At 56.9% G+C, this 19,177-nt stretch carries 19 protein-coding genes; 14 read left to right on the forward strand and 5 right to left on the reverse strand.

What is annotated here, in order from left to right:
• The first annotated feature begins 86 nt into the window (after positions 1-86).
• The 3 genes from FKB36_RS03570 to FKB36_RS03580 are packed head-to-tail and all read left to right on the forward strand — an operon-like array spanning position 87 to position 1,912.
• Positions 87-530 (forward strand): EVE domain-containing protein, encoded by a 444-nt coding sequence (locus tag FKB36_RS03570; RefSeq protein ID WP_014866540.1) that lies wholly within the window; start codon positions 87-89, stop codon positions 528-530.
• Positions 531-543: 13 nt separating this feature from the next.
• Complete coding sequence (locus FKB36_RS03575) at positions 544-972, forward strand: DUF365 domain-containing protein (protein WP_261596668.1); 429 nt, start codon at positions 544-546, stop codon at positions 970-972.
• 4 nt (positions 973-976) lie between these two features.
• A complete protein-coding gene (locus tag FKB36_RS03580; RefSeq protein ID WP_261596669.1) occupies positions 977-1,912 on the forward strand; it encodes a DUF5655 domain-containing protein in 936 nt (311 codons plus the stop codon).
• A gap of 105 nt (positions 1,913-2,017) precedes the next feature.
• Here FKB36_RS03580 and FKB36_RS03585 read toward each other — a convergent pair whose 3' ends face one another.
• Positions 2,018-3,889 (reverse strand): DUF262 domain-containing protein, encoded by a 1,872-nt coding sequence (locus tag FKB36_RS03585; protein ID WP_261596670.1) that lies wholly within the window; start codon positions 3,887-3,889, stop codon positions 2,018-2,020.
• 424 nt (positions 3,890-4,313) lie between these two features.
• Here FKB36_RS03585 and FKB36_RS03590 point away from each other — a divergent pair, with 424 nt between their 5' ends.
• Both FKB36_RS03590 and FKB36_RS03595 read left to right on the forward strand, forming a co-directional pair.
• Positions 4,314-4,478, forward strand: coding sequence for a hypothetical protein (locus tag FKB36_RS03590; RefSeq protein WP_214166643.1), 165 nt, complete (start codon positions 4,314-4,316; stop codon positions 4,476-4,478).
• Positions 4,475-4,657: a hypothetical protein gene (locus FKB36_RS03595; RefSeq protein ID WP_214166657.1), complete on the forward strand. Its 183-nt coding sequence runs from the start codon at positions 4,475-4,477 to the stop codon at positions 4,655-4,657. Before FKB36_RS03590 ends, FKB36_RS03595 begins: the two co-directional genes overlap by 4 nt.
• A gap of 61 nt (positions 4,658-4,718) precedes the next feature.
• On the opposite strand, the gene FKB36_RS03600 is transcribed toward FKB36_RS03595, so the two are convergent.
• Both FKB36_RS03600 and FKB36_RS03605 read right to left on the reverse strand, forming a co-directional pair.
• Positions 4,719-7,847 carry an ATP-binding protein gene (locus FKB36_RS03600; protein WP_261596671.1) on the reverse strand — a complete coding sequence of 1,043 codons (3,129 nt, stop codon included), beginning with the start codon at positions 7,845-7,847 and terminating at the stop codon, positions 4,719-4,721.
• Positions 7,844-9,136, reverse strand: coding sequence for a metallophosphoesterase family protein (locus tag FKB36_RS03605; RefSeq protein ID WP_261596672.1), 1,293 nt, complete (start codon positions 9,134-9,136; stop codon positions 7,844-7,846). Before FKB36_RS03605 ends, FKB36_RS03600 begins: the two co-directional genes overlap by 4 nt.
• Positions 9,137-9,346: 210 nt before the next feature.
• Between FKB36_RS03605 and FKB36_RS03610 the strand changes: the two genes are divergently transcribed.
• The 5 genes from FKB36_RS03610 (at position 9,347) to FKB36_RS03630 (ending at position 12,797) form a co-directional block, all read left to right on the forward strand.
• Positions 9,347-10,117 carry a phospholipase D family protein gene (locus FKB36_RS03610; RefSeq protein WP_261596673.1) on the forward strand — a complete coding sequence of 257 codons (771 nt, stop codon included), beginning with the start codon at positions 9,347-9,349 and terminating at the stop codon, positions 10,115-10,117.
• 6 nt (positions 10,118-10,123) lie between these two features.
• On the forward strand, positions 10,124-10,618 hold the full coding sequence (locus FKB36_RS03615; protein WP_261596674.1) for a hypothetical protein: 495 nt from the start codon (positions 10,124-10,126) through the stop codon (positions 10,616-10,618).
• Positions 10,619-10,724: 106 nt separating this feature from the next.
• On the forward strand, positions 10,725-11,876 hold the full coding sequence (locus tag FKB36_RS03620) for an HNH endonuclease domain-containing protein (protein WP_261596675.1): 1,152 nt from the start codon (positions 10,725-10,727) through the stop codon (positions 11,874-11,876).
• Positions 11,864-12,241 (forward strand): HIT family protein, encoded by a 378-nt coding sequence (locus FKB36_RS03625; RefSeq protein WP_261596676.1) that lies wholly within the window; start codon positions 11,864-11,866, stop codon positions 12,239-12,241. The genes FKB36_RS03620 and FKB36_RS03625 overlap by 13 nt, the downstream gene beginning before the upstream one ends.
• A gap of 247 nt (positions 12,242-12,488) precedes the next feature.
• The gene (locus FKB36_RS03630) at positions 12,489-12,797 is read left to right on the forward strand and encodes a hypothetical protein (protein ID WP_261596677.1); all 309 of its coding nucleotides are present in this window, start codon (positions 12,489-12,491) and stop codon (positions 12,795-12,797) included.
• 231 nt (positions 12,798-13,028) lie between these two features.
• Here FKB36_RS03630 and FKB36_RS03635 read toward each other — a convergent pair whose 3' ends face one another.
• Positions 13,029-14,909 carry an RNA-binding domain-containing protein gene (locus tag FKB36_RS03635; RefSeq protein WP_261596678.1) on the reverse strand — a complete coding sequence of 627 codons (1,881 nt, stop codon included), beginning with the start codon at positions 14,907-14,909 and terminating at the stop codon, positions 13,029-13,031.
• A 159-nt stretch (positions 14,910-15,068) separates the two neighbouring features.
• Between FKB36_RS03635 and FKB36_RS03640 the strand changes: the two genes are divergently transcribed.
• Together FKB36_RS03640 and FKB36_RS03645 are read left to right on the forward strand one after the other, a co-directional pair.
• Positions 15,069-15,518, forward strand: coding sequence for an EVE domain-containing protein (locus FKB36_RS03640; RefSeq protein ID WP_261596680.1), 450 nt, complete (start codon positions 15,069-15,071; stop codon positions 15,516-15,518).
• Between the two features lie 3 nt (positions 15,519-15,521).
• Positions 15,522-15,950, forward strand: a complete 429-nt coding sequence (locus FKB36_RS03645; protein WP_261596681.1) for a DUF365 domain-containing protein — start codon at positions 15,522-15,524, stop codon at positions 15,948-15,950.
• A gap of 323 nt (positions 15,951-16,273) precedes the next feature.
• On the opposite strand, the gene FKB36_RS03650 is transcribed toward FKB36_RS03645, so the two are convergent.
• Complete coding sequence (locus FKB36_RS03650) at positions 16,274-17,461, reverse strand: RNA-guided endonuclease InsQ/TnpB family protein (RefSeq protein WP_261596682.1); 1,188 nt, start codon at positions 17,459-17,461, stop codon at positions 16,274-16,276.
• 454 nt (positions 17,462-17,915) lie between these two features.
• On the opposite strand from FKB36_RS03650, the gene FKB36_RS03655 reads away from it, so the two are divergent.
• Complete coding sequence (locus FKB36_RS03655; protein ID WP_261596683.1) at positions 17,916-18,173, forward strand: UPF0175 family protein; 258 nt, start codon at positions 17,916-17,918, stop codon at positions 18,171-18,173.
• A gap of 500 nt (positions 18,174-18,673) precedes the next feature.
• Entirely contained in the window at positions 18,674-18,961 is a 288-nt protein-coding gene (locus FKB36_RS03660; protein WP_261596684.1) for an HIT family protein, read from the forward strand.
• The last annotated feature ends 216 nt before the right edge of the window (positions 18,962-19,177 follow it).

Here is a 19,177-nt window from a genome sequence, read left to right on the forward strand (position 1 = left end):
AAAGGGGCAATCAGAGTTAGAGGAACAATCTTTTTCGAAACACCATAAGCAATTCTCTTTTATCCCATGAAGGCAAAGGGACTCTTATGGAGCACTGGCTTGCAATATCCAACCGGGACAATTCAAAGGTTGTAATAAAGAACCATATCTGGGGAGTTCCCAAACGGCACATCAATACAATCAGTAAGACGAAACCCGGTGACACTCTTCTCGTCTATGTCGGGCAGCAGGTGATCGATAGGGATACCACGCTTCCGCCGGCGATCACTGGGTGTTTCGAGATCACCTCAGAAGTCTATGAAGACACAAAGCCAATCTTCACCGCACCCCCGAAACTCGGAGCCGAAGTATTCCCGCTCCGGATCAAGCTCAGACCCATCAAGATCTTCGATCCTCCGATCGAATTCAAACCACTTATATCGGAATTGAAATTCATCACCAACAAGACACAGTGGTCCGGGCACATTCGGGGCCAGGCAATGCGGATCATCCCCGAAGAAGACTACCAGCTGATAATGAACCAGCGATAACAGAGGAAGAACCATGAGCACTATCACCGGTGTCACCTTCCCGGTCCCGAAACACCTCATGCCCCGGTTCTTTGCCGAAGGCAAAACCGTCTTCATCAAACCCGCCACCGTCTTCAAGGAACTCCGGAGCGGGATGAAACTCGTCTTCTACCAGTCCCACGAGGATACCGGCTACGCCGGGCAGGCGACGATCAGGCGGATCGTCATCGAAGACGACCCCCTCGCGTTCTTCGAGACCTTCGGCGACGCGATCTTCCTGACAAAAGAGGAGGCAAAAGCCTATGTCGAGAACCAGGAACGGTGGCAGGGGGTCCGGGTCAGGAAGGAGGCGCCCCGGAAGCGGCCCTGGATGGCCCTCGAACTCGAGGATGTCCAAAAATACGATACGGTGAAGAAGCCGGAGCGGTTTGTGCCGGTCGGGGGGAAGTACCTGCGAGAGTGAACCCATGGGCGACATCCGCATCTTTCGCATAGACGGGCCGGAAGCCTGCGAACTTAAGGGGTCTTCGGTCGCACTCGAAAAATCCCTCCAGGTCTACATCGAGAAGAACCTGGAGCAACTGCTCGGGATCACGTTCCTTGAGAGCGAATACTCGACGGGGAAGACGCACGGCGGCCGCATCGATAGCCTGGGGATCGATGAGAACGGTTTTCCGGTCATCATCGAATACAAACGAGCCATCAATGAAAACGTCATCAACCAGGGTCTCTACTACCTGGACTGGCTCCTCGATCATAAAGGCGAGTTCGAGTTGATGGTTCTCAAAAAGCTGGGCAAAGCCTACGACGAGAAGTTAGACTGGAGCAACCCGCGGCTCCTCTGCATCGCCGGTGACTTTACGAAGTACGATGTCCATGCAGTCCAGCAGATCAACCGCAACGTCGAACTCATCCGTTACCGGCAATTCGAAGACAACCTCCTGCTGTTAGAACTCGTGAACGCGACCGCTGCACAGAACGCCGCTACTGCCCTGAGTACCACCACAAAATCCAGTGAGGGCACCGGGCTGAGACCGGCCCGCACTGCACCGTCATTCTCTGAAAACCTTGAACGGTCTGATGTAGTCCTTCGGGACCGCGTCGAGGCGTTGAAGGCTTACATCGAGGCGCTCGGGGACGACGTCCAGACAAAGGTGCTCAAGTTCTATGTGGCCTTCAAGCGGATCAAGAACTTTGCCTGTATGACCATAGGCGTCCAGAAAAGAGAGATTGTCGTCTGGGTGAAGGTCGATCCTGATACAGTTGAAATCGAGCCGGGATTCACCCGGGACGTAAGAGAGATCGGTCATTACGGCACCGGGGACCTGGAGATACTGATCCGCTCCGATGCAGACCTGGAGAAAGCGAAACCCCTGATCCTGCAGAGTTACGAGGCGAACTAACCAAAGAAAAACGGAGGTGCTCAGCCGGGAATCTCCGGGGCACAGACTTCCGGCCGGCACCCGTGCTGAACCCGCCCCGCAACGTTTTTCCCGGGCGCCATCAGGTTATTCAGCGTAGATCTCACCAGCGGCAAGCTGCCTACCCTCAGCAAGGTATTTTGCGGCGCGGAGAATCAACTCTCCACGGGTGCGGAGGAACGCTTCAAAATCAGCCTTCAACTTCTCGTTCTTCTCGGACTCCTCAAGATCCTCGTAGCCCCCGTTGGCGAGCTCCCGAATGGGGATAAGATGCGATTGCAGCCGTTCACAGACGATAGTCTCTGATGTCCAGGCATACCGGTCCTTGAGATATTGAAGAGGGTCTTTCCGGCCGATGCTCATATTTGTCGTATCCGCGATGAGTGCGCAGTTCAGAGCGAGGAAACTGGGAATCTCAGCCTCTTTCAGCAACGCATCGGGATAGATATGGTGATAGTGCCGCTTTTCTACGGTGCCTGCATCAAGGTGTTCTCCGGTTGCGAAGTCGAGGGCTCCCAGCCGGCAGGCGACGGCCAGTACGCCGCGGCCACGGATGGTCGCCCTTTTCGGCCATTCGGCGGTCATGAGTTCTTCTGCTTCCACAAAGGCGTGATCAGCGAAGATGGGGACGTCCTCAATGCTATAAAGAGAGCCGTCAGGTTTGCGCTCGCCGGTGATGATCTGTTTCAGTCTGTTGAAATCAACAAATGCACGGGTGGCGGCTGCGTTTTCATAGCGGTCGGTGAAGAAAGCGTACCAGAGATATCTCTTCAGCAGGAGCTCATCCTGCCCCCGCTTGTCGCCGGATTCAGGGATATATGCATACAGGGCGGCAATGACGGCGAGCACGGCATTCGTCGGCAGGCGCTCTCTGTCGTAGATGCCTTCACCTTTCAGGAATGCAGCCATGCGATGCAGACTGTACGCCATCGTCTCCCAGTTCTCGACCATCAGCGCCTTGTCCATCTCCCATGCCCCCCGCTGGTTCGGGAGGTGCCCCTGAAGAAGAGCAGAGGTGGTAAGGATCTGGTCTGAGAGCGGCGAATACCGGGCGATTTCCGGATATTTTGCATCGAGTTCCGTCTCGAGATCGTGAAGGGACTGCTCCATAACACTCTCCACTTCCGCGACGATGATGTCATATTGTGAAAGCGGCTTGCTGTTGGTATTCATGTTGATGAAGACGTTCAGGGCAACGGTCTTGTCGGTATGGGAGGGGAGAGAGAGGTAGGGGAGGTTATAGTTGGCTATGATCGAACGAAGGTCCTTGATCCGGTCGCTGACCCGTTTCTTATACTCAAAGAACCTGAGCAGTTCCTCTTTTTCTCCAGCAGGCTCCAGTGGCTTTGTTGCCGTCTCAATCCACTCATCGATCTCGTTCTGGATGTCTTCCGGTCGCATGAGGTTGGTAGGGATCATGCCACGCTCAAGACACTGCGCCGGGTCATCGCACCAGAGTGGATAGCGTTCACCATTCTCCCGGTAGTAACGACTTCGACAGAACACGGTGAGATTCTCGCGTTCCGCATCCCCTTCATACTGGTCGAGCTCCTTGAGATAGATGAAATAGGTCTCATTCTCGTAGTTGTTGTGAAAAACCCGCCAGAGTGCCGTAAGGCGCTGCTGGCCGTCAAGCAGGTGCTCGTAGACGCGACTATCCGTTCTGGGAGCGGTCATGAGGTACCGGGAGATGAACTTCTCGTTGTCACCGACCTGCAGAACGAGCGTAATACCCAGGGGAAGGTTATGAATGACCGTCTCCACCAGGCTGCAGATGCGCTGCCGGTCCCATGCCTCGAAGCGTTGAAACCGCGGTAACTTAATCTGGCTGTGCTTTATCTTGCCGTACCATTCGTCCAGGTTTCTGTTCCGTGCTTGCATGCTCCTTCCCTCCCGATTGTTCTTCAGTCTTGGATCGATCCCGATTGCCTTCAGTTCCAGAATGTCCACCTCGCCCACGCGGATCTGAGCAAGTCGCAAGTTATGGAAGAGCGAGGATATATTCACGAAAACGGACGGCCTGTTCGGAACACAATGATAACCTGTTGCCCGGACATTCTATAACACCTCCGGTTTTTGTTTGCTTTTTCGTTGTTCTATGTGTAGCAGATATCGGTTTAGGCTTCACATCTGAGTGCTCGATCTTGCTTCTCCTGCCATCCATCCATATAACCGGCGTTTGCTGAGATATTAAGAGGGCTCGCCTCAGCCTCCATTCACTACCAGATTCTCTCTCTTCCCCCCACCCAATTCATCAGACATAACCAATCACCGATACTACCCAATCTTTCCCCAGGTGAATCACCAAGCGACTTCCACTCAACATCCTCAACCAAAACCAACACCCATATCTCCCCGGCCCCCGATCTCTCCTGCAACAACAATGGACCTCGCCCAGTACCGCCGGATCAACACCATCATCGAGCGCGACAGCGCCGACGCGACCTACAAGTATGTCCTCCTCCGGGGTGTCATCGAGATCTGCCAGCAGTCCTCGCACCTGCGGGAGGAAGACGGCGATCAGGTCTCGTTTCCCGCTCGAATATGAACACTATCACCGGCGTCACCTTCCCTGTGCCCAAACGTCTCATGTCCCGGTTCTTCAATGACGGCAAAACCGTCTTCAAAGACCTCCGGAGCGGCATGAGACTCGTCTTCGGCTGGCCCCGGGAGAGACTGATCGATAATATTGGCTGCTTTCCGGTATCCCCGGGCGTCCTGGTGTGAACTACAAAAGAATGGATGGATTGACCAGGATGTCTTCTGACGACATCCCAATCAGGCCTGCTCACACCCCGGAAATATCCATCACCACTGCATCAGGCGTCGCTTCAACCAGATCATCAACCGTCTGCGGGTGGCAGGTGAAATAGAGGACCTGGCATGTCTCTGCGAGGTTCGCAATCGCCTGACAGGCATTTTTCCGGCGATCCGGATCGAAATTGACAAGTATATCATCAAAGATGACTGGCACCGGAAGAGACGAGGTTGCATAGTCGCAGATATACCCAAACCGCAGTGCAAGGTAAAGTTGTTCGGCAGTCCCCCGGGAGAGTTCGTCAATCTTCTTATGGGCGCCTGTCACCTCCTCGACATAGGGCTCAGACCCGTCAAACGGCTTGACCACCCGGGTATACCTCCCACCGGTGATCTCCGTGAAGAACGATTGGGCCTCCCGAAGGATCTCGGGCTGACGTTCCCGTTCGAAGGTCTCCACCGCCATCCCAAGAAGACTGGATGCCGCGGTATAGACTGCCCACTGCCGGGAGACCTGACTGATCTCTTCCTTCAGTGCAGCCTCACGAGAGAGGAGGTAGGTGAGTTCATTGTCACCCTCGATCCCCGATAGCCGCTCTTTAAGCGTCCCAATTCTCTGGTGGACATCCTTGATTGTACCACGGATCTCCCGAAGTTCGTTCTCCCTCTCCTGAAGACGGACCTGCATCAGGACGGGATCGTACTCCTGTAGCGCCGTGATGAAGTCATGGTAGCGCTCTTCCCCGCTGATCCTCCTGATCGCAGATTCAGCATCCTGGATGCTCCCCCTAAGCCTCTGCCTCTCACGTGACAGACGCTCGAACTCACGGTACTCCTCCGGCGTCTCTACACCACGCTCCCTCAGCATGGCATCGATACGCGCTTTTACTGCGTCATACTGAGCAGAAGTCCTTTGAAGTGCCTCCCTCTCCTCATTCAGCCGATTGGTGAGCGTATTGTAGTTTCTCTTTGCCTCTTCCTCATCACGAAGCAGCCGGATGAGCCCCTCCAGTACAACATCAGGAGAACCGCTCAGAGATTCGTTGCAGGCATTGGCGACGGCGGCGATCTCCTCTTCAAAAGATCGAACCTCCTCAGATAGTTCTTCTTGCCTCTTTCTCGTCGCTCCAACCTGTACATACAGGCCGGCAGCCTGCCTGATATCGGCGATGAGATCTGAGATGAGGTCAGGATTCATCGTTTCAGGAAGATCCCGTTCCCGACACCATCGTCTCCATGCAGCCTGAGCATCTTCACGTTCAGAGAGGGCAGCATCCATCATCTCCTGTGCCTTATTCAGCGATGCATCTGCGCTGCCAGAGAGGTCCTGTGCACGATCAATCTCCTTATCGAGGTCGGATGCCCTATCTGCCTCCCTGACAGCATCTTCGTGTGCGTGGACGAGAGCCTCGACGGCCGTCCGCGTGGGGAGGGAATCACACCCAAGCGATGCCGCGCAGGACCGTATCTTCTCTTCCCTCCTGGAACGCTCGTGCTCAATCTCTCTTCGCTGGAGAGCGAGCGTCTCTCCCTCTCCTTCATGATGAGCGGCATCCACTATATTACTCTCTTCACCCGCCTTTCTCCCGGCAAGGAAGATACCGGCTGCAGCAACGAGCAGGATAAAGGCGATGATCCCGGCAATCTCGAGTGTCCCGGTAAGAGAACCCCACACAAAGATGAGGAGGGCCGAGAGCGCGACCAGGATACCCGGCCATGAGGGAACCGCCCGGACAGAGTAGATTGATGCTTTGATCTCCGCGGTTCTCGCCTCTTCCTGCCGGACTGAGAAAAGCCGCGTCTCAAGTTCCTGCACATGCTGAATCTCACTAAACATTTCACGGGAGAGACCGAGTCGTTCTCGGGCAGTGCCCGGGTCTGCGACATCCCCGATATCATCCCGACGTCTCTGCAAGTCCCTGAGACTCCCCTTCCTCTCTCCTGCCTCCGTCTCCGCCACCTCGAGCCGGGACTGTTGCACGGCACAATCGTTTGCAGTCTTTGCGAGGCGATCGCGGAGCTGTTTAGCATCATCCTTGGCGGGAACCGAGATGTCGAACCTGGTGATACGCTCCTCATCCCAGTCTCCCCCAAGAGCCTTCAGCATCGAGGCAAGATTCGCCCGCTGCTGTTCACCCTCCAGTTGAGCGGTCTTGAGATCGTTCACCCGGGTCCGATACTGCTCAATCTTCCGTTCGAGTGCGTGTATGGCGTCAGCCTGACCAAGGACCTCTTCCCTGACCACGCAGCGTTCAAACTCCTCTTCTGTATGGCTGTGCTTTTCAGTCAGATCTCCATACTCCTCTTCAAGCCTCTGGACCTCAGCCTCTATCCGGCTGAGTTTCTCAAGTGCATCGGCTGGAAATGGCTTGATATTGGGAATTTTCTGAAGAGCGTCACGTGCTTCTTCCCGCTTGACATACACCTCCCATGCCTGCCCAAGCGCTTTGAGGTAGGCGATCTCTTCGTCGACAGCCTTCTGCCTCTCCTCCACCAATCCAACAGACTCGCTCTCCCGGGCGATTGCCCCGTTGATCTCATCGTATTCCCCCTGCCTCTTCTTCACATCGCGGATCTTCCCCTCGACGTCTTTCAGGTCTGAGATCAGGTCATTGATCTTTTTCTTCTTCCCCCTCACCACATAAATCTCATCTGCAGATTTCTGAAGCGAGGTTGCAACCTCCCGGATAGGGAGATTCCCGGCACCTGCAGCAGCCAGCCGATCTCTGATTTCATCTCTCCTGAGTGTCGAGATCTCCTGCAACTCATTGAGCCCGATCGCACAGACGTTCTCATAGAATACCTGGTCGCATGGACCCAGCAGGGACAGGGGTTTTAGCCCCCTCGCAGTGGTGCCGTCGGCATAGGTGAGAGAGGGGTTGCCCCGAACCCCGTTACGGGAGAGGATGTACTCCCGGCCGTCCTCTCCCAGGACCTCCAGCCTGCCACCGATCTTTCCGCCGTTGAGAGGAGGGTAATGGTTCAGACTCCTCCTCCCGTCCGGAAATCCATAGAGCATCCGGCGGATGAAGGCAAGTAAAGTTGTCTTCCCTGCCTCATTCGGACCGACGATCGCTGTCAGGCCTTCGCCGAACGCGGTGGACGGCTTCCAGTCGTGGAATTTCCCAAAACCATCGATATAGAGCGATCTGATCTTCATTCTTCCCCTCCTTCAGAGAGTTGGGAGAGAAGCAGGGCCTCGGCTTCACGGATGATAGCATCGAACTCCTCGTCATCCGGATCGTTCGTGTATGCCTGGGCATATGACTGATAGAGAGAGGATATCTCTTCTCTCAGGCGGCTTCGCCCGTTCTCGCTGGATATCGCCAGATCGCTCTGTCTGCAGATCTCTCCGAGGATGTCGTCGCGGGCAAGGGCCGCATCACGGTCGATGACAGGGACCGTCCGGCATACGATCCGTTCAGGATAGAATGGGTATCGGCCGGCCGGTGGATCTTCAATGAGTCTATCTTCGAGTGCAGCGATCCCCCCTTTCGCTACGAGTTCACGATGAAGTGTCGTCGCACCGGCGAGGATAAGCCGGCCGACGACAGAAACTCCCTCTTCTTCGGAAACCATAGCAAGATTCCTTCGGATCTCTTCCTCAAGGATTCCGAGGTCTTCAGAACCGCTGACATCAATCTCGATCTCTTTCCAGAGATGCCCGCAGGTCCTGACATCTTCAACCTCGACGGCACCATCAGCACCGACCGTCACGAGACGACACCCACGCTCGCCGGTCTCTCCCATATCACGTCCCTGCGGGTTGCCGGCATAGACAATGTGTGGATCTCCAGAATCAAGGACTGTGGGCTGATGGATATGGCCCAACGCCCAGTAGTCATAACCACATTGCCTGAGGTCCTGGATACTGCACGGAGCATACGGTTCATGGCCCCGGGCTCCTCCAACGCTACAGTGGAGAAGGCCTATCGTGTAGGGCCATTCCTCCTCACGTTGAGGGAACTGCTCCGCAAGATTATCGCGGATATAGGCTGTCGCAAAACTCATCCCTGCGATTGCCGCAAGAGGTCGCCCTTCCTGGTCGCGATGGATGGTGACCTCCGGTTCTTTAGATGAGAAGATGAAGGCATTCTCCGGCATCGCGATCGATCGTGACCATGCATCATCCGGGTCGTGATTGCCACGGACGATGTATGCGGCGATGCCATTCTCGCCGAGTCGTTTAAGTCCTTCTTTGAACTGGAGTTGTGCCCGGATGTTCTTGTCTGCGCTGTCGTAGACGTCACCTGCGACCAGCAGGAAGTCGACTGCTTCTCTTATACAGAGGTCTATTATCTCCCTCCAGGCACCGTAGGTTGCATCGGCCAGATCAGCAGAAGTTTTCTGATCTGCCCGAGGGAGGCTCATGACCCGGCTTCCAAGGTGGAGATCAGCGGTATGCACAAAGCGAAAGGGGCGGAAAGCGCTTTGGGACGGGGGAGGCATAAGGGACTATTTATCAGGGGTTGATATAAATGAATTCATTCCGCCTCCCTGATCGGAGATCACCAGGATTTCCGCGACCGATTTGCTGTTTCGCCCGATTCAGTCTCCTGATACCTCACATTAGTTCAGTACCAATGATCCGGAGCAACCGAGACATATAAGAATCTTTTTCGACTCCTCACCGAATAGTATTCTATTAGGAGCAATCTAATGGCAGATTTCCTCGACGCACCGGGGGTTGGTGCAGCATTCGTCGAGATCATCAAGAGCGCTGAGGAGCAGATCTCGATCATCACTCCTTACATCAGCCTGACCCCGCACAACCTGAAGTATCTTCAGAGCATTGACAGCAAAAAGGTCCCAATCGACATTGTCTACCGGAGCGATACAACCCCGAACCCGGAGGATCTGGCGTTTCTCAAACAGCTGCAGAGTGCCCGAATCTACAAGTGCGACGACCTTCACGCCAAATGTTACATGAACGAACAGTTCGGCGTCATCACCTCGATGAACCTCTACAAACATTCACAAAGCAACAACTGGGAGATGGGCGTCCGGTTCTCCCGGGAGACCGATCCCGACCTCTACGCTCAGACCTCCGAAGAGGTCGACAGGATCCTGCAGGCAAGCAGCCCGGAGAACAGTGGCCGGACGGCTACAACGGCCACCGCGAATCAACGGACCTATGAGCCGAGAAAGCCCACCAGAACCATATCCCCGAAATTGAAAGTCCCTCCGAAGAAAGGATTGCTTGAGAAAGCGCTGGATTCGGTGCGGGGAGAGGTAGCATACTGCATCCGGTGCGGTGAGACGATCGATTACAACCCGGAGAAGCCGTACTGCCCGAAGTGCTTCGCTTCCTGGGCCCGCTTCAACAACCCGGACTACAAGGAGAAGGTATGCCACAAGTGCGGGAACAAGCATACGACGACAAAGACCCGGCCGGTCTGCAATGACTGCTATAAGACCTACTACCGGTGACGGCCTATGGGGAAAGGATCTCCACCGGCAGGCAACTGCTGCAACGACCTCTTCGATGCGTTTGAGTTCACACGATTTCAGGACGCAGAACCGCCGAGGCGAAAAGGGGTCTACGTCATCCGGATTCACCAACGCGGAACTCCGGCAGACGAGGTCCGCGAGAAGGCTGTCGGTCTTGCCGAGTCAATTGGCTGGGACGTGGCAGGCCGGTTTCTTCGCAGCCGGCTAAACCGGCTCTCAAAGGTCGGCGACTGCCCGACGATCTATATCGGGTCGGCAGGAACATACGCCGGGAGCAAGAACACCCTCCACGGCCGATACTTGGAACTTGCTACCCGCCATACCGCCAAATATCCGGTATGGGCGCTTCTCTCTTCCGGGTGGGAGTTGCAGTATGGATGGATGATCGTCGACGAGAACCCTGGAGCTGCCGAGGAGGCTTTGAAAGGGCAGTACCGAAAGGCGCACGGCGGGGAGCTGCCCGCGCTGGTAAGCCGGTGAGCAGGGCTCATCTCATCCAGGGTAACGGGACGCTGCCGGCAGAACCACCCCCCAACCAAAACCAACACCCATATCTCCCCGCCCCCCGATCTCTCCTGCAATAACAATGGACCTCGCCCAGTACCGCCGGATCAACACCATCATCGAACGCGACAGCGCCGACGCGACCTACAAGTACGCCCTCCTCCGGGGAGTCATCGAGATCTGCCAGCAGGCCTCGCACCTGCGGGAGGAGGACGGTGATGCGGTCTCGTTCCCCCTCGGCCTGCTCGTCGAGAAGTGGCTGCTCTACTACTACCCGATCTTTGCAGCCCCGGCGTTCATCCCGCAGAAGAACGGGGAGACACCGGACCAGGACACCGGCAAGGTCGTCTCGTTCCGGAAGCACTTCGTGCCGGTCATCGACTACTACCGGGACCGGGGCGGGATCTCGGTCTTCTACAGCGACTACGCCCACGGCACCATGCCGGCGGAGATCCGGCCCGCGTTCCGGGCGCTCGTGAAAGCGGTCCGGAAGACCATCACGGAGATGCCGATGAAGCACCTCGGCTACTCGCAGTCAAAGGAGCACTATTCGGTCTTTGACTACAACCGGCCGCTCTACCGGCTCTCCGGCGACAGCCCGGTCGACCGGGCCTCCCTGATCGAGAACTCCGGCCGGTTCTCCCTCTCCCGCGACCTCTGCACGGTATTCGAGCACTTCGGGGGCTTCATCTCCGGGGAGGAGTGCCTCTTGAAGAAGTGGGCCGAGTTCTCCGCGGCCGCGGACAAGACCGGGACCGTCACCGAGGAGGGCATGCTCTCGCTGCTCACGAAGACCCCGACGACCGAGCGGGCGATCGCGGATGCAAGGACAATCTACCGCTCAATCTTCGAGGAAGAGGGGACGCTCACCTGTGTCTGGTCAGGGAGGGCCATCTCCTCGCCGGAAGCGATGCATATCGACCATGTCCTCCCGTTCTCGGTCTGGAAGAACAACGACCTCTGGAACCTGCTCCCCGCTCTTGACTTCATCAACACTAGAAAACGCGACCGCATCCCCGACCCTTCGCTCCTCGAATCCCGGCGAGACTGCATCATCGGCTACTGGGACCTCCTCCACGACCACGCCCCCCGCCCCTTCGAGCGGGAGATCACGGTCTCGCTCCTTGGCCTGGAGGCACCGAAGAGCGACTGGCAGGACCGGGCCTTCGACCACCTCGCCGAAAAGTGCGCCTACCTCATCCACGTCCGGGGGTACGCGGCATGGACCCCCTGACCTGCCCGTTCTGCAACCCCCCGGAAGAGGAGATCGTCCTCGCAAACGACCTCTGCTACGCTCGTTACGATAAGTACCCCGCGAGCCCCGGCCACCTCCTCCTCATCCCCTTCCGCCACGTCGCGAGCCTCTTCGACGCGACCGACGAGGAGCAGGCCGCCCTCCTCGCCCTCGTCCGGGGGGCGAAAGCCCTCCTCGACGAACACTTCCACCCCGGCGGCTACAACGTCGGGGTGAACGTCGGCACCGCCGCCGGCCAGACGGTGATGCACCTCCACGTCCACGTCATCCCCCGTTACACCGGGGACGTGGACGACCCCCGGGGCGGGGTCAGGGGGGCGGTCCCGGAGAAGAGGGTGTATTGAGGATGCCCCGACCGATGTACGCCGGACGGCCAAGTCTACCGGGGCGACGCAGGGACTGCTCTCATCTTCACGTCGGGGAAGGTGATCCTCGCCGGGTTCAAAGACCTGGACTCGATGGAGGCGTTCGCGTCCGGGCTGAAGGCAACGATCAAGACCGCTGCATAGTCCTCGCGTAGACCCGGGGTAGAGGCACCATGCCGTCGATCGCCGTGGCGATTGGACGTCAGGAAGCACCCTGCAATCGCCGATGACCGCACTGAACTGGTTCCTGATCTCGGCAGCGGGGTTCCGTTCATGCCTGGAGTGCCGGTGCCTTCTCGTTCCCGAGAATGGAACGCCGCCGCTTTCCGGCGCAGACGACTCCCCGTCGTTTGTGCCACAGGCGGTGGCACTATTTCAACTCCGCCTGGTACCAGTACTCGCGGAAAAGATGGACATCGGCCCGGTGTTCCACCCTGGGACCCTCTTCACCACCGGTAGCGGAGGAAGAACGGTCTCCACCGACCAGCCGGGGTGCAGCAGCGCCTCCGTATGGGCGCAGTCGGCGATCCGGTAGAGGTCGAGCTCACCCTTTCATCCAGCCGGCCCGAAACGACCACGGGCCGGGCGCGACTCGATCCAGCATCGCCCGGTATACCCCGCCGGGGTTGCCGCGAACCTCGTAGGATCCTGCCGGGAGCGTGGGGGATCGTCGCCCTCGCCCCGGACGACGATCGCGGCTCCCTCTCGTGCGAGAGTTATCGTCCAGTGTGCCATAGACGATCGTGGTGCCGGCGGCAGACCACCGTCACTCCACGTTCTCCGTCAGGGCCACCGTCCGGTATCCCTGGCGGGGATGATTGCGGATATTCTTGTATTTTGCCTCTATTCTGCCGTCTTCCAGCATAGGATTGATGTAGTGGTTCCGGAGCGAGTCCTTCCTGCGGTTCAGCAGATCCGCCAGCTCATCGAGGGTCAGGAAATCCTCCTTGCAGAGCTGGAGAATCGTTGCTTCAACGACTCCTCTGGGTGCTTTCCGCAGAGATCTGACCGGTTCCGCAATCTCATGCAATGTATCCAAATGTTCGGAGTTCCTCGGCAAATGTTCGGAGCTTGTGACCAAATGTTCGGAGCTCTCGATCAAATGTTCGGAGTTCGACTTCGAACAAATCCCCCCGGCTCCGAACATTTCATCTCCCATCGGGTGGCGGCCTGGCCGGTAGTAGAAGGTGTTTCTGCCTGAACCTTCGCTTATCAGCAGTCCTTTTTCGACCAGACCGTGGAGAGCAACGGTGATGTCGTGAGGGTGTGCTTTCGTCACCTCCTTCAACCGCCCGTGGTTCACGCACCCCTCACAGTGGGCGGTCAGGAGAGCCAACCGCTCGATCTCACCAAGTTTACTGAACGATTCGCCGAGTTCGGCCTTCAGGTCATCGACAGCCTTCTCCGGCACAAGACTGATCATCTTGAGGATGAAGACCGTCTGGTTACTCTCGTGCCGTTCCTCAAGCACCGGCTCGCGCCAGTGCTGGAGCTGCCAGTTCCGGTAGATCTTCAGGAATCCCGACCCCGCCTGCTCACCAAGGCCGATCAACTGAAACATCTTCTGGAGGTTCCGGTTCCGGCAATCGCTCACGCCCCCCCTGATCGCTTCGGCCTTCGGTACCCTCATCAGGCCGGGGTTCCGGAACCCGAACAGATCAGGGCGTTTCACAACAAGAATTGAGCAACTACCCGAATAATCAGCATGAATCAGAGTATTTACAAGCGCCTCACGCAGGGCCTCATGAACCGGGGTCTCTTCGACTCTCTCGTCGCCTTTCAGCTGAAAAGGCACCTTCAGGTCGCTTGAGAGTCGCTTCATGACAATGCGGTAAAAATCATACAGATTCCCCGACCACGACCCATCAAGTGTGACCCGATCGACCCAGCGGGTTTCGGGCGTCTCCCGCTCCTGATAGTCCACGATGTAGGTGGGAACAGCATCGAGGATCGATCGGAACTTCCCGAACATCAGCAGCCCTGCGAGCGTGAGCGCCTCCTTTCCGGTCTGTCGATCCCGTGCCCATCCACCAATCTGCCGGAGGAACTCCGGGTCGTTGCACTCGTTGAACGGGTGATCCGGCTTGCGATTGGAGAACTGCTGCCGGTAGATCCGAAACGACTCTCTATCAAGATCGTCAAGACCATAGTATTCCAGGATAACAGCATCGCGGGTGTCGTTCGCCTGCTCACCAAGCATCTGCTTCACAAGGTCAGGCGGACACCGGTAGTCCCCCTCGTTATTGCGCCGGTATGTTCCCATCAAGGGGTTCTGCCCGATGTATACCGGCCGCTGTTTCCGAGAAGCTTGAGGTATCCGAACAAGTACCACTGTCTTCTCCTCAACATGGACTGGTGTAATGTCCCGGTTCTGGAGGAGGTTGACACTCACCTTATTTGGGTTATTCAGGGAATTCCAGATGTCCTGTATGATCTTCTGGCGATCGGGCAGGTCATGGAAGAGAACGCCGTTCCGTGTTTCTTCCGCGCCGAGGATAATATAACCACCTTCCGTATTCGCCATCGCAGAATACGTCTCCCAGAATGAGCCGGGGAGTTCTCCCTTGCCGCTCTTCCCCCGTGCAGTCTTCAACTCGACGTCAAAGCCCTCCTGCAACGACGCCAGATCAAAGAAGTCCCTGCTCATGCGCAGCCGTTTCCCACCAGAGCGAGTTTTACCGTGGCCATACCCTCCAAAAAGTCCTCAATCATTAAAATAGGATCTCTGTTAGAGATTTCCTCTTTACAAATACAATTATCCACCGGCTTCAAAAGGCTTTTCATATGGGTGCCTGAATCTCCTACTATGGCCCACTGGATCGCCTCCTCCAACCGGGACAACGCCAAGATCCTCGATGCGAAGCACATCTGGGGAGTACCCAAACGAAACAAAACCCTCATGCAGCGGGTGAAGCCCGGCGACACCATACTCGTATACGTCCGGCAGGAGAAAGAGGACGACACGATCCTCCCCTCAGCGATAACCAGCGCCTACGAGATCGTCTCCGAGCCCTACATAGACCACTCCCGCCTCTTCGTCACCCCGCCGCATATGGGCGACGAGGTCTTCCCCTACCGCATGAAGGTCCGGCCGGTCGCAGTCTTTGCCGAACCCCTTGAGTTCAAGCCGCTGATTCCAGACCTCACATTCATCACGAACAAAACGATGTGGAGCGGCCACCTCAGGATAGCCATGCGCGAGATCCCGGAGGAGGACTACCGGCTCATCCTCAGGCGGGCAGGAGTGGAGGCGTAACCGATGTCCGAGATCACCGGCGTCACCTTCCCCGTCCCAAAACATCTCATGCCCCGGTTCTTCAAGGACAAAAAGACCGTCTTCATCAAGCCCGCCACCGTCTTCAAAGAACTCCGGAGCGGCATGAAACTCGTCTTCTACCAGTCCCACGAGGATACCGGCTACGTCGGGGAGGCGACGATCAAGCGGATCGTCATCGACGACGACCCCCTCGCGTTCTTCGAGACCTTCGGGGATGCGGTCTTCCTGACGATAGAGGAGGCCAAAGCCTACGTCGATAACCAGGAGCGCTGGCAGGGGGTCCGGGTCAGGAAGGAGGTGCCCCGAAAGCGGCCCTGGATGGCACTGGAACTTGAGGGTATCCGGAAGTACGATACGGTGAAGAAGCCGGAGCGGTTTGTGCCGGTCGGGGGAAGGTATCTGCGGGAGTAAAATTTATGGGCAATATCCCGAAATCGATATGCTGGACCGAGACCAGCTGCACTCTTCTGATCCCACACCTCTAGGGCCTATTCCTTGGCGAGTTTTTTATGAGGCTGCACGGAGTTGTATGCTGCCTCAAATGCAGCAAAGTAGTCCGCAATCTCGCCTTGCAAGCGCTTGCAAGTTGAGCATCCACAAAACCTGATAGCGAGATCGCCGGTTCCCACACGGTGCATGGCCGTATAGCGATAACCAAAGGGTTGTCGTTCGAACTCGCAGGCAAAGATGCTCTCGATGTTTTCGGTTTTATGAACAGTTTGTGGAGCCGTGAACTACCCCGCCCTGAAGGGCGTGGCTTCCTGCTTCATAGACAACACTTGCATCACAGCGATGTGATGTAGCGGTATCATCTCCACAGGCTCAAAGGGCTGTTCCATCCCCGAGCGGTGAATATTCACCGCAGCATTGTAATCTCGATCCGCAACAAACCCACAATATGGGCATTCATGAACTCTCTCAGAGAGCATTTTTTTCACAATGCTTCCGCAGTTCGAGCACATCTGTGACGTATTCCGGGGATCGACTTTGACAAGGTTCGTACCAGCACTTTCAGCCTTGTACGCGAGATAAGCATAGAATCGTCCCCATGAAGCATCGTGAATACTCCTGTGTAGTCCCGGAGAGTTGCCGTTCTCCTTCAGACCTTTGATATCCAGGTCTTCGACGCAGATCGTTGCATAGGTGTCAACGTACCGACGCGAAAGTTTGTGCAGGAAATCGTTCTTCTGGCTCGTGATATGTTCATACGCCTTCTCCAGTTTCCCTTTTGCCTTCTTCCAGTTTTTCGAGAACCGTTGTTTCCGGGCAATACTCTGGTGTAACGTCTTGATCCGGTCACGTGAGTGCTCATAGAACCGGGGATTCTCGATCACCGCACCATCGCTATCGACTGCAAACGAATTCAGACCGAGATCGATCCCGACCGATCGTCCTTCACGCTTCGGTTCGGAGACCTCTTGCTCTACCTGAACGATCACATACCATCGATCCCCGCGACGGGTGATCAGGACGCCCTTCACCGTGCCAGCGTACGGGCGGTGCATTGTGAACGGAATCGCTCCGATCTTCGAGAACGTAATCGAACTATGTTCCCGGTCGATCTTGAACCCGGACTGGTTATAGTTGAGCGTCCGGTATCGGAATGCGCTCTTGAACCGGAGTTTGCCAATCTTCCGTCCTCTCTTCTGTGTCTGGGAGGGAGCAGCGATGTTACTCCAGAGTGTATAGTTGACCATCTGGAGCACTTTGGAGTACACGCCCTTCAGAAATGGATTCTCCTCTTTCAGCGTGACGATCCGCGCCTGTGTTCCTCGCATCGTCGGAGTGATCCCGTGCTCCCGCGCGGTAGTACATTCTTCGAGAAGTGTGTTGTAGAGCCACCTACAGGTATCGAGCGCACTGTTCAGCCGTGTCTCGGTGGTTGCGCCGGGATACGCCCGGTACTTGTAGGAGAGGAACATCGACGCTGCAAATACGTTGGAGGACGAGATAGGCGTTATCCATGCGGGGTGAAAGTGAATTGGGAAGGGGACGCCGCTTTCATCCCCGGTCCTCTCGACCGGGGACTTCCCGCTCCGCCCCCTTCACCCCCGAAAGTTAAATTCGATGAATTTTTCAAGGTACATCAAAATTCGTGGTATGTGGATAAGGTCTCCGCATCCACCACAGAAAAGTCCCCCACCGATATTGCATTCACCGCAATGAGGACATTTTATCGGGTAATGAAAATACCTCTCGCGATCCATAAGGATCAATCATAATAGGGTCAATATCGATGTTGTGGTTCTCTTCACTATCACAAGATTGGATACATCCGACAATACGCCATCGACCGGGAAGGATCTCTCCGCCCCTCGCTCACCACCAAATTTATCGGTTCTCCCTCCCATCCCTTATTCATCAGGTGCAGCGGCTATGACCGATATTACCATCACCGTCCCACGGGATATCGTACAGGCGCTCCGGCTCCCTCCCGACGCCGTTGCCGCCGAGTTGCAGCGGGAGCTTGCCGTGGCGCTCTACCAGCGGGGCATCCTCTCCTCCGGGAAGGCGGCGGCGCTGGCGGAGATGACCCGGTGGGAGTGGGAGGAACTGCTCGGGGCACGGAAGATCCCCCGGCATTACGCCGACGAGGACCTCGACCGGGACATCGCCTATGCTACTCGCAGTTAGCAACTCCTCACCCCTGATCCATCTTTCACTGATCGGCCGCATCAACCTGCTCAGGCGCTTTTCATGTATCCATATTCCTCCTGCGGTCTGGTAGGAGGTCGTGGAACAGGGCGGCGATCGTCCGGGTACAACCGAGATCCGGGAAGCCCGTGAGTCAGGATGGCTGCGCGTGGTTGAGCCCTCCAACAGGGCTCTGGTGCGCCTGCTAAAACAGGAACTCCACCCCGGCGAAGCAGAGAGCATCGTCCTTGCCATCGAGGTCAGGCCCGACGTGCTCCTCCTTGACGAGGCCGAGGCCCGCCGCGTAGCAGGGCTCTACGACCTTCCGGTCACCGGTATCATCGGCCTCTTAATCCAGGCAAAGCGTGAAGGGCTGGTCGCATCGGTTGCGGAGGAGATGGACCGGTTGCGGAGCAGGGGAACTTCCGGATCCATGATGCTCTCTACAGGCGTGTTCTTGAGATCGAGAAGGAAGGATAAACCGGAGATCAGATACCTTATTGGCACGGACGAAGTTCGGATCGGAACGCCCCTACCGCCACATCTCCACCCTCTTCGACGCGACCGACGCGGAGCAGGCCGCCCTCCTCGTCCTCGTCCGGGAGGCAAAAACCCTCCTCGACGAACAATTTCATCCCGACGGCTACAACATCGGCGTGAACGTGCGAGCAGCCGCCGGCCAGACGGCGATGCACCTCCACGTCCACTTCATCCCCCGGTATGCCGGCGACGTGGACGACCCCCGGGGCGGGGTGCGGGGGGCGATCCCGGAGAAGAGGGTGTACTGAGAGGGCTGAATGGGATGCCAGGGGAGAACGCAACGCATCAAAAAGGCAGAGAGGACTCAGCGGGCGGGAGGCCGCACTACTTTGATTCAGGTGGGGACAGGCCCTCACTTCCGTTCGGGCGTGAACCAGGGGCAGCGGCATCCACCGGGCTTCGCAGCACAAACCGCCGTGGCATCGCAAGTTGCAGGTTCATCTCCGCAGTCTCTGCATGCTACC

It is taken from the genome of Methanoculleus formosensis, assembly GCF_025384765.1.
GTDB classification, from domain to species: domain Archaea; phylum Halobacteriota; class Methanomicrobia; order Methanomicrobiales; family Methanoculleaceae; genus Methanoculleus; species Methanoculleus formosensis.

What these genes read in the sequence shown, in the direction of transcription:
- FKB36_RS03580 (WP_261596669.1), top strand. Translation starts at nt 977, where the DNA reads ATGGGCGACATCCGCATCTTTCGCATAGACGGGCCGGAAGCCTGCGAA.
- FKB36_RS03640 (WP_261596680.1), top strand. Translation starts at nt 15,069, where the DNA reads ATGGCCCACTGGATCGCCTCCTCCAACCGGGACAACGCCAAGATCCTC.
- FKB36_RS03600 (WP_261596671.1), bottom strand. Translation starts at nt 7,847, where the DNA reads ATGAAGATCAGATCGCTCTATATCGATGGTTTTGGGAAATTCCACGAC.
- FKB36_RS03625 (WP_261596676.1), top strand. Translation starts at nt 11,864, where the DNA reads ATGGACCCCCTGACCTGCCCGTTCTGCAACCCCCCGGAAGAGGAGATC.
- FKB36_RS03630 (WP_261596677.1), top strand. Translation starts at nt 12,489, where the DNA reads ATGACCGCACTGAACTGGTTCCTGATCTCGGCAGCGGGGTTCCGTTCA.
- FKB36_RS03620 (WP_261596675.1), top strand. Translation starts at nt 10,725, where the DNA reads ATGGACCTCGCCCAGTACCGCCGGATCAACACCATCATCGAACGCGAC.
- FKB36_RS03650 (WP_261596682.1), bottom strand. Translation starts at nt 17,461, where the DNA reads ATGTTCCTCTCCTACAAGTACCGGGCGTATCCCGGCGCAACCACCGAG.
- FKB36_RS03610 (WP_261596673.1), top strand. Translation starts at nt 9,347, where the DNA reads ATGGCAGATTTCCTCGACGCACCGGGGGTTGGTGCAGCATTCGTCGAG.
- FKB36_RS03635 (WP_261596678.1), bottom strand. Translation starts at nt 14,909, where the DNA reads ATGAGCAGGGACTTCTTTGATCTGGCGTCGTTGCAGGAGGGCTTTGAC.
- FKB36_RS03570 (WP_014866540.1), top strand. Translation starts at nt 87, where the DNA reads ATGGAGCACTGGCTTGCAATATCCAACCGGGACAATTCAAAGGTTGTA.
- FKB36_RS03605 (WP_261596672.1), bottom strand. Translation starts at nt 9,136, where the DNA reads ATGCCTCCCCCGTCCCAAAGCGCTTTCCGCCCCTTTCGCTTTGTGCAT.
- FKB36_RS03645 (WP_261596681.1), top strand. Translation starts at nt 15,522, where the DNA reads ATGTCCGAGATCACCGGCGTCACCTTCCCCGTCCCAAAACATCTCATG.
- FKB36_RS03655 (WP_261596683.1), top strand. Translation starts at nt 17,916, where the DNA reads ATGACCGATATTACCATCACCGTCCCACGGGATATCGTACAGGCGCTC.
- FKB36_RS03575 (WP_261596668.1), top strand. Translation starts at nt 544, where the DNA reads ATGAGCACTATCACCGGTGTCACCTTCCCGGTCCCGAAACACCTCATG.
- FKB36_RS03595 (WP_214166657.1), top strand. Translation starts at nt 4,475, where the DNA reads ATGAACACTATCACCGGCGTCACCTTCCCTGTGCCCAAACGTCTCATG.
- FKB36_RS03615 (WP_261596674.1), top strand. Translation starts at nt 10,124, where the DNA reads ATGGGGAAAGGATCTCCACCGGCAGGCAACTGCTGCAACGACCTCTTC.
- FKB36_RS03590 (WP_214166643.1), top strand. Translation starts at nt 4,314, where the DNA reads ATGGACCTCGCCCAGTACCGCCGGATCAACACCATCATCGAGCGCGAC.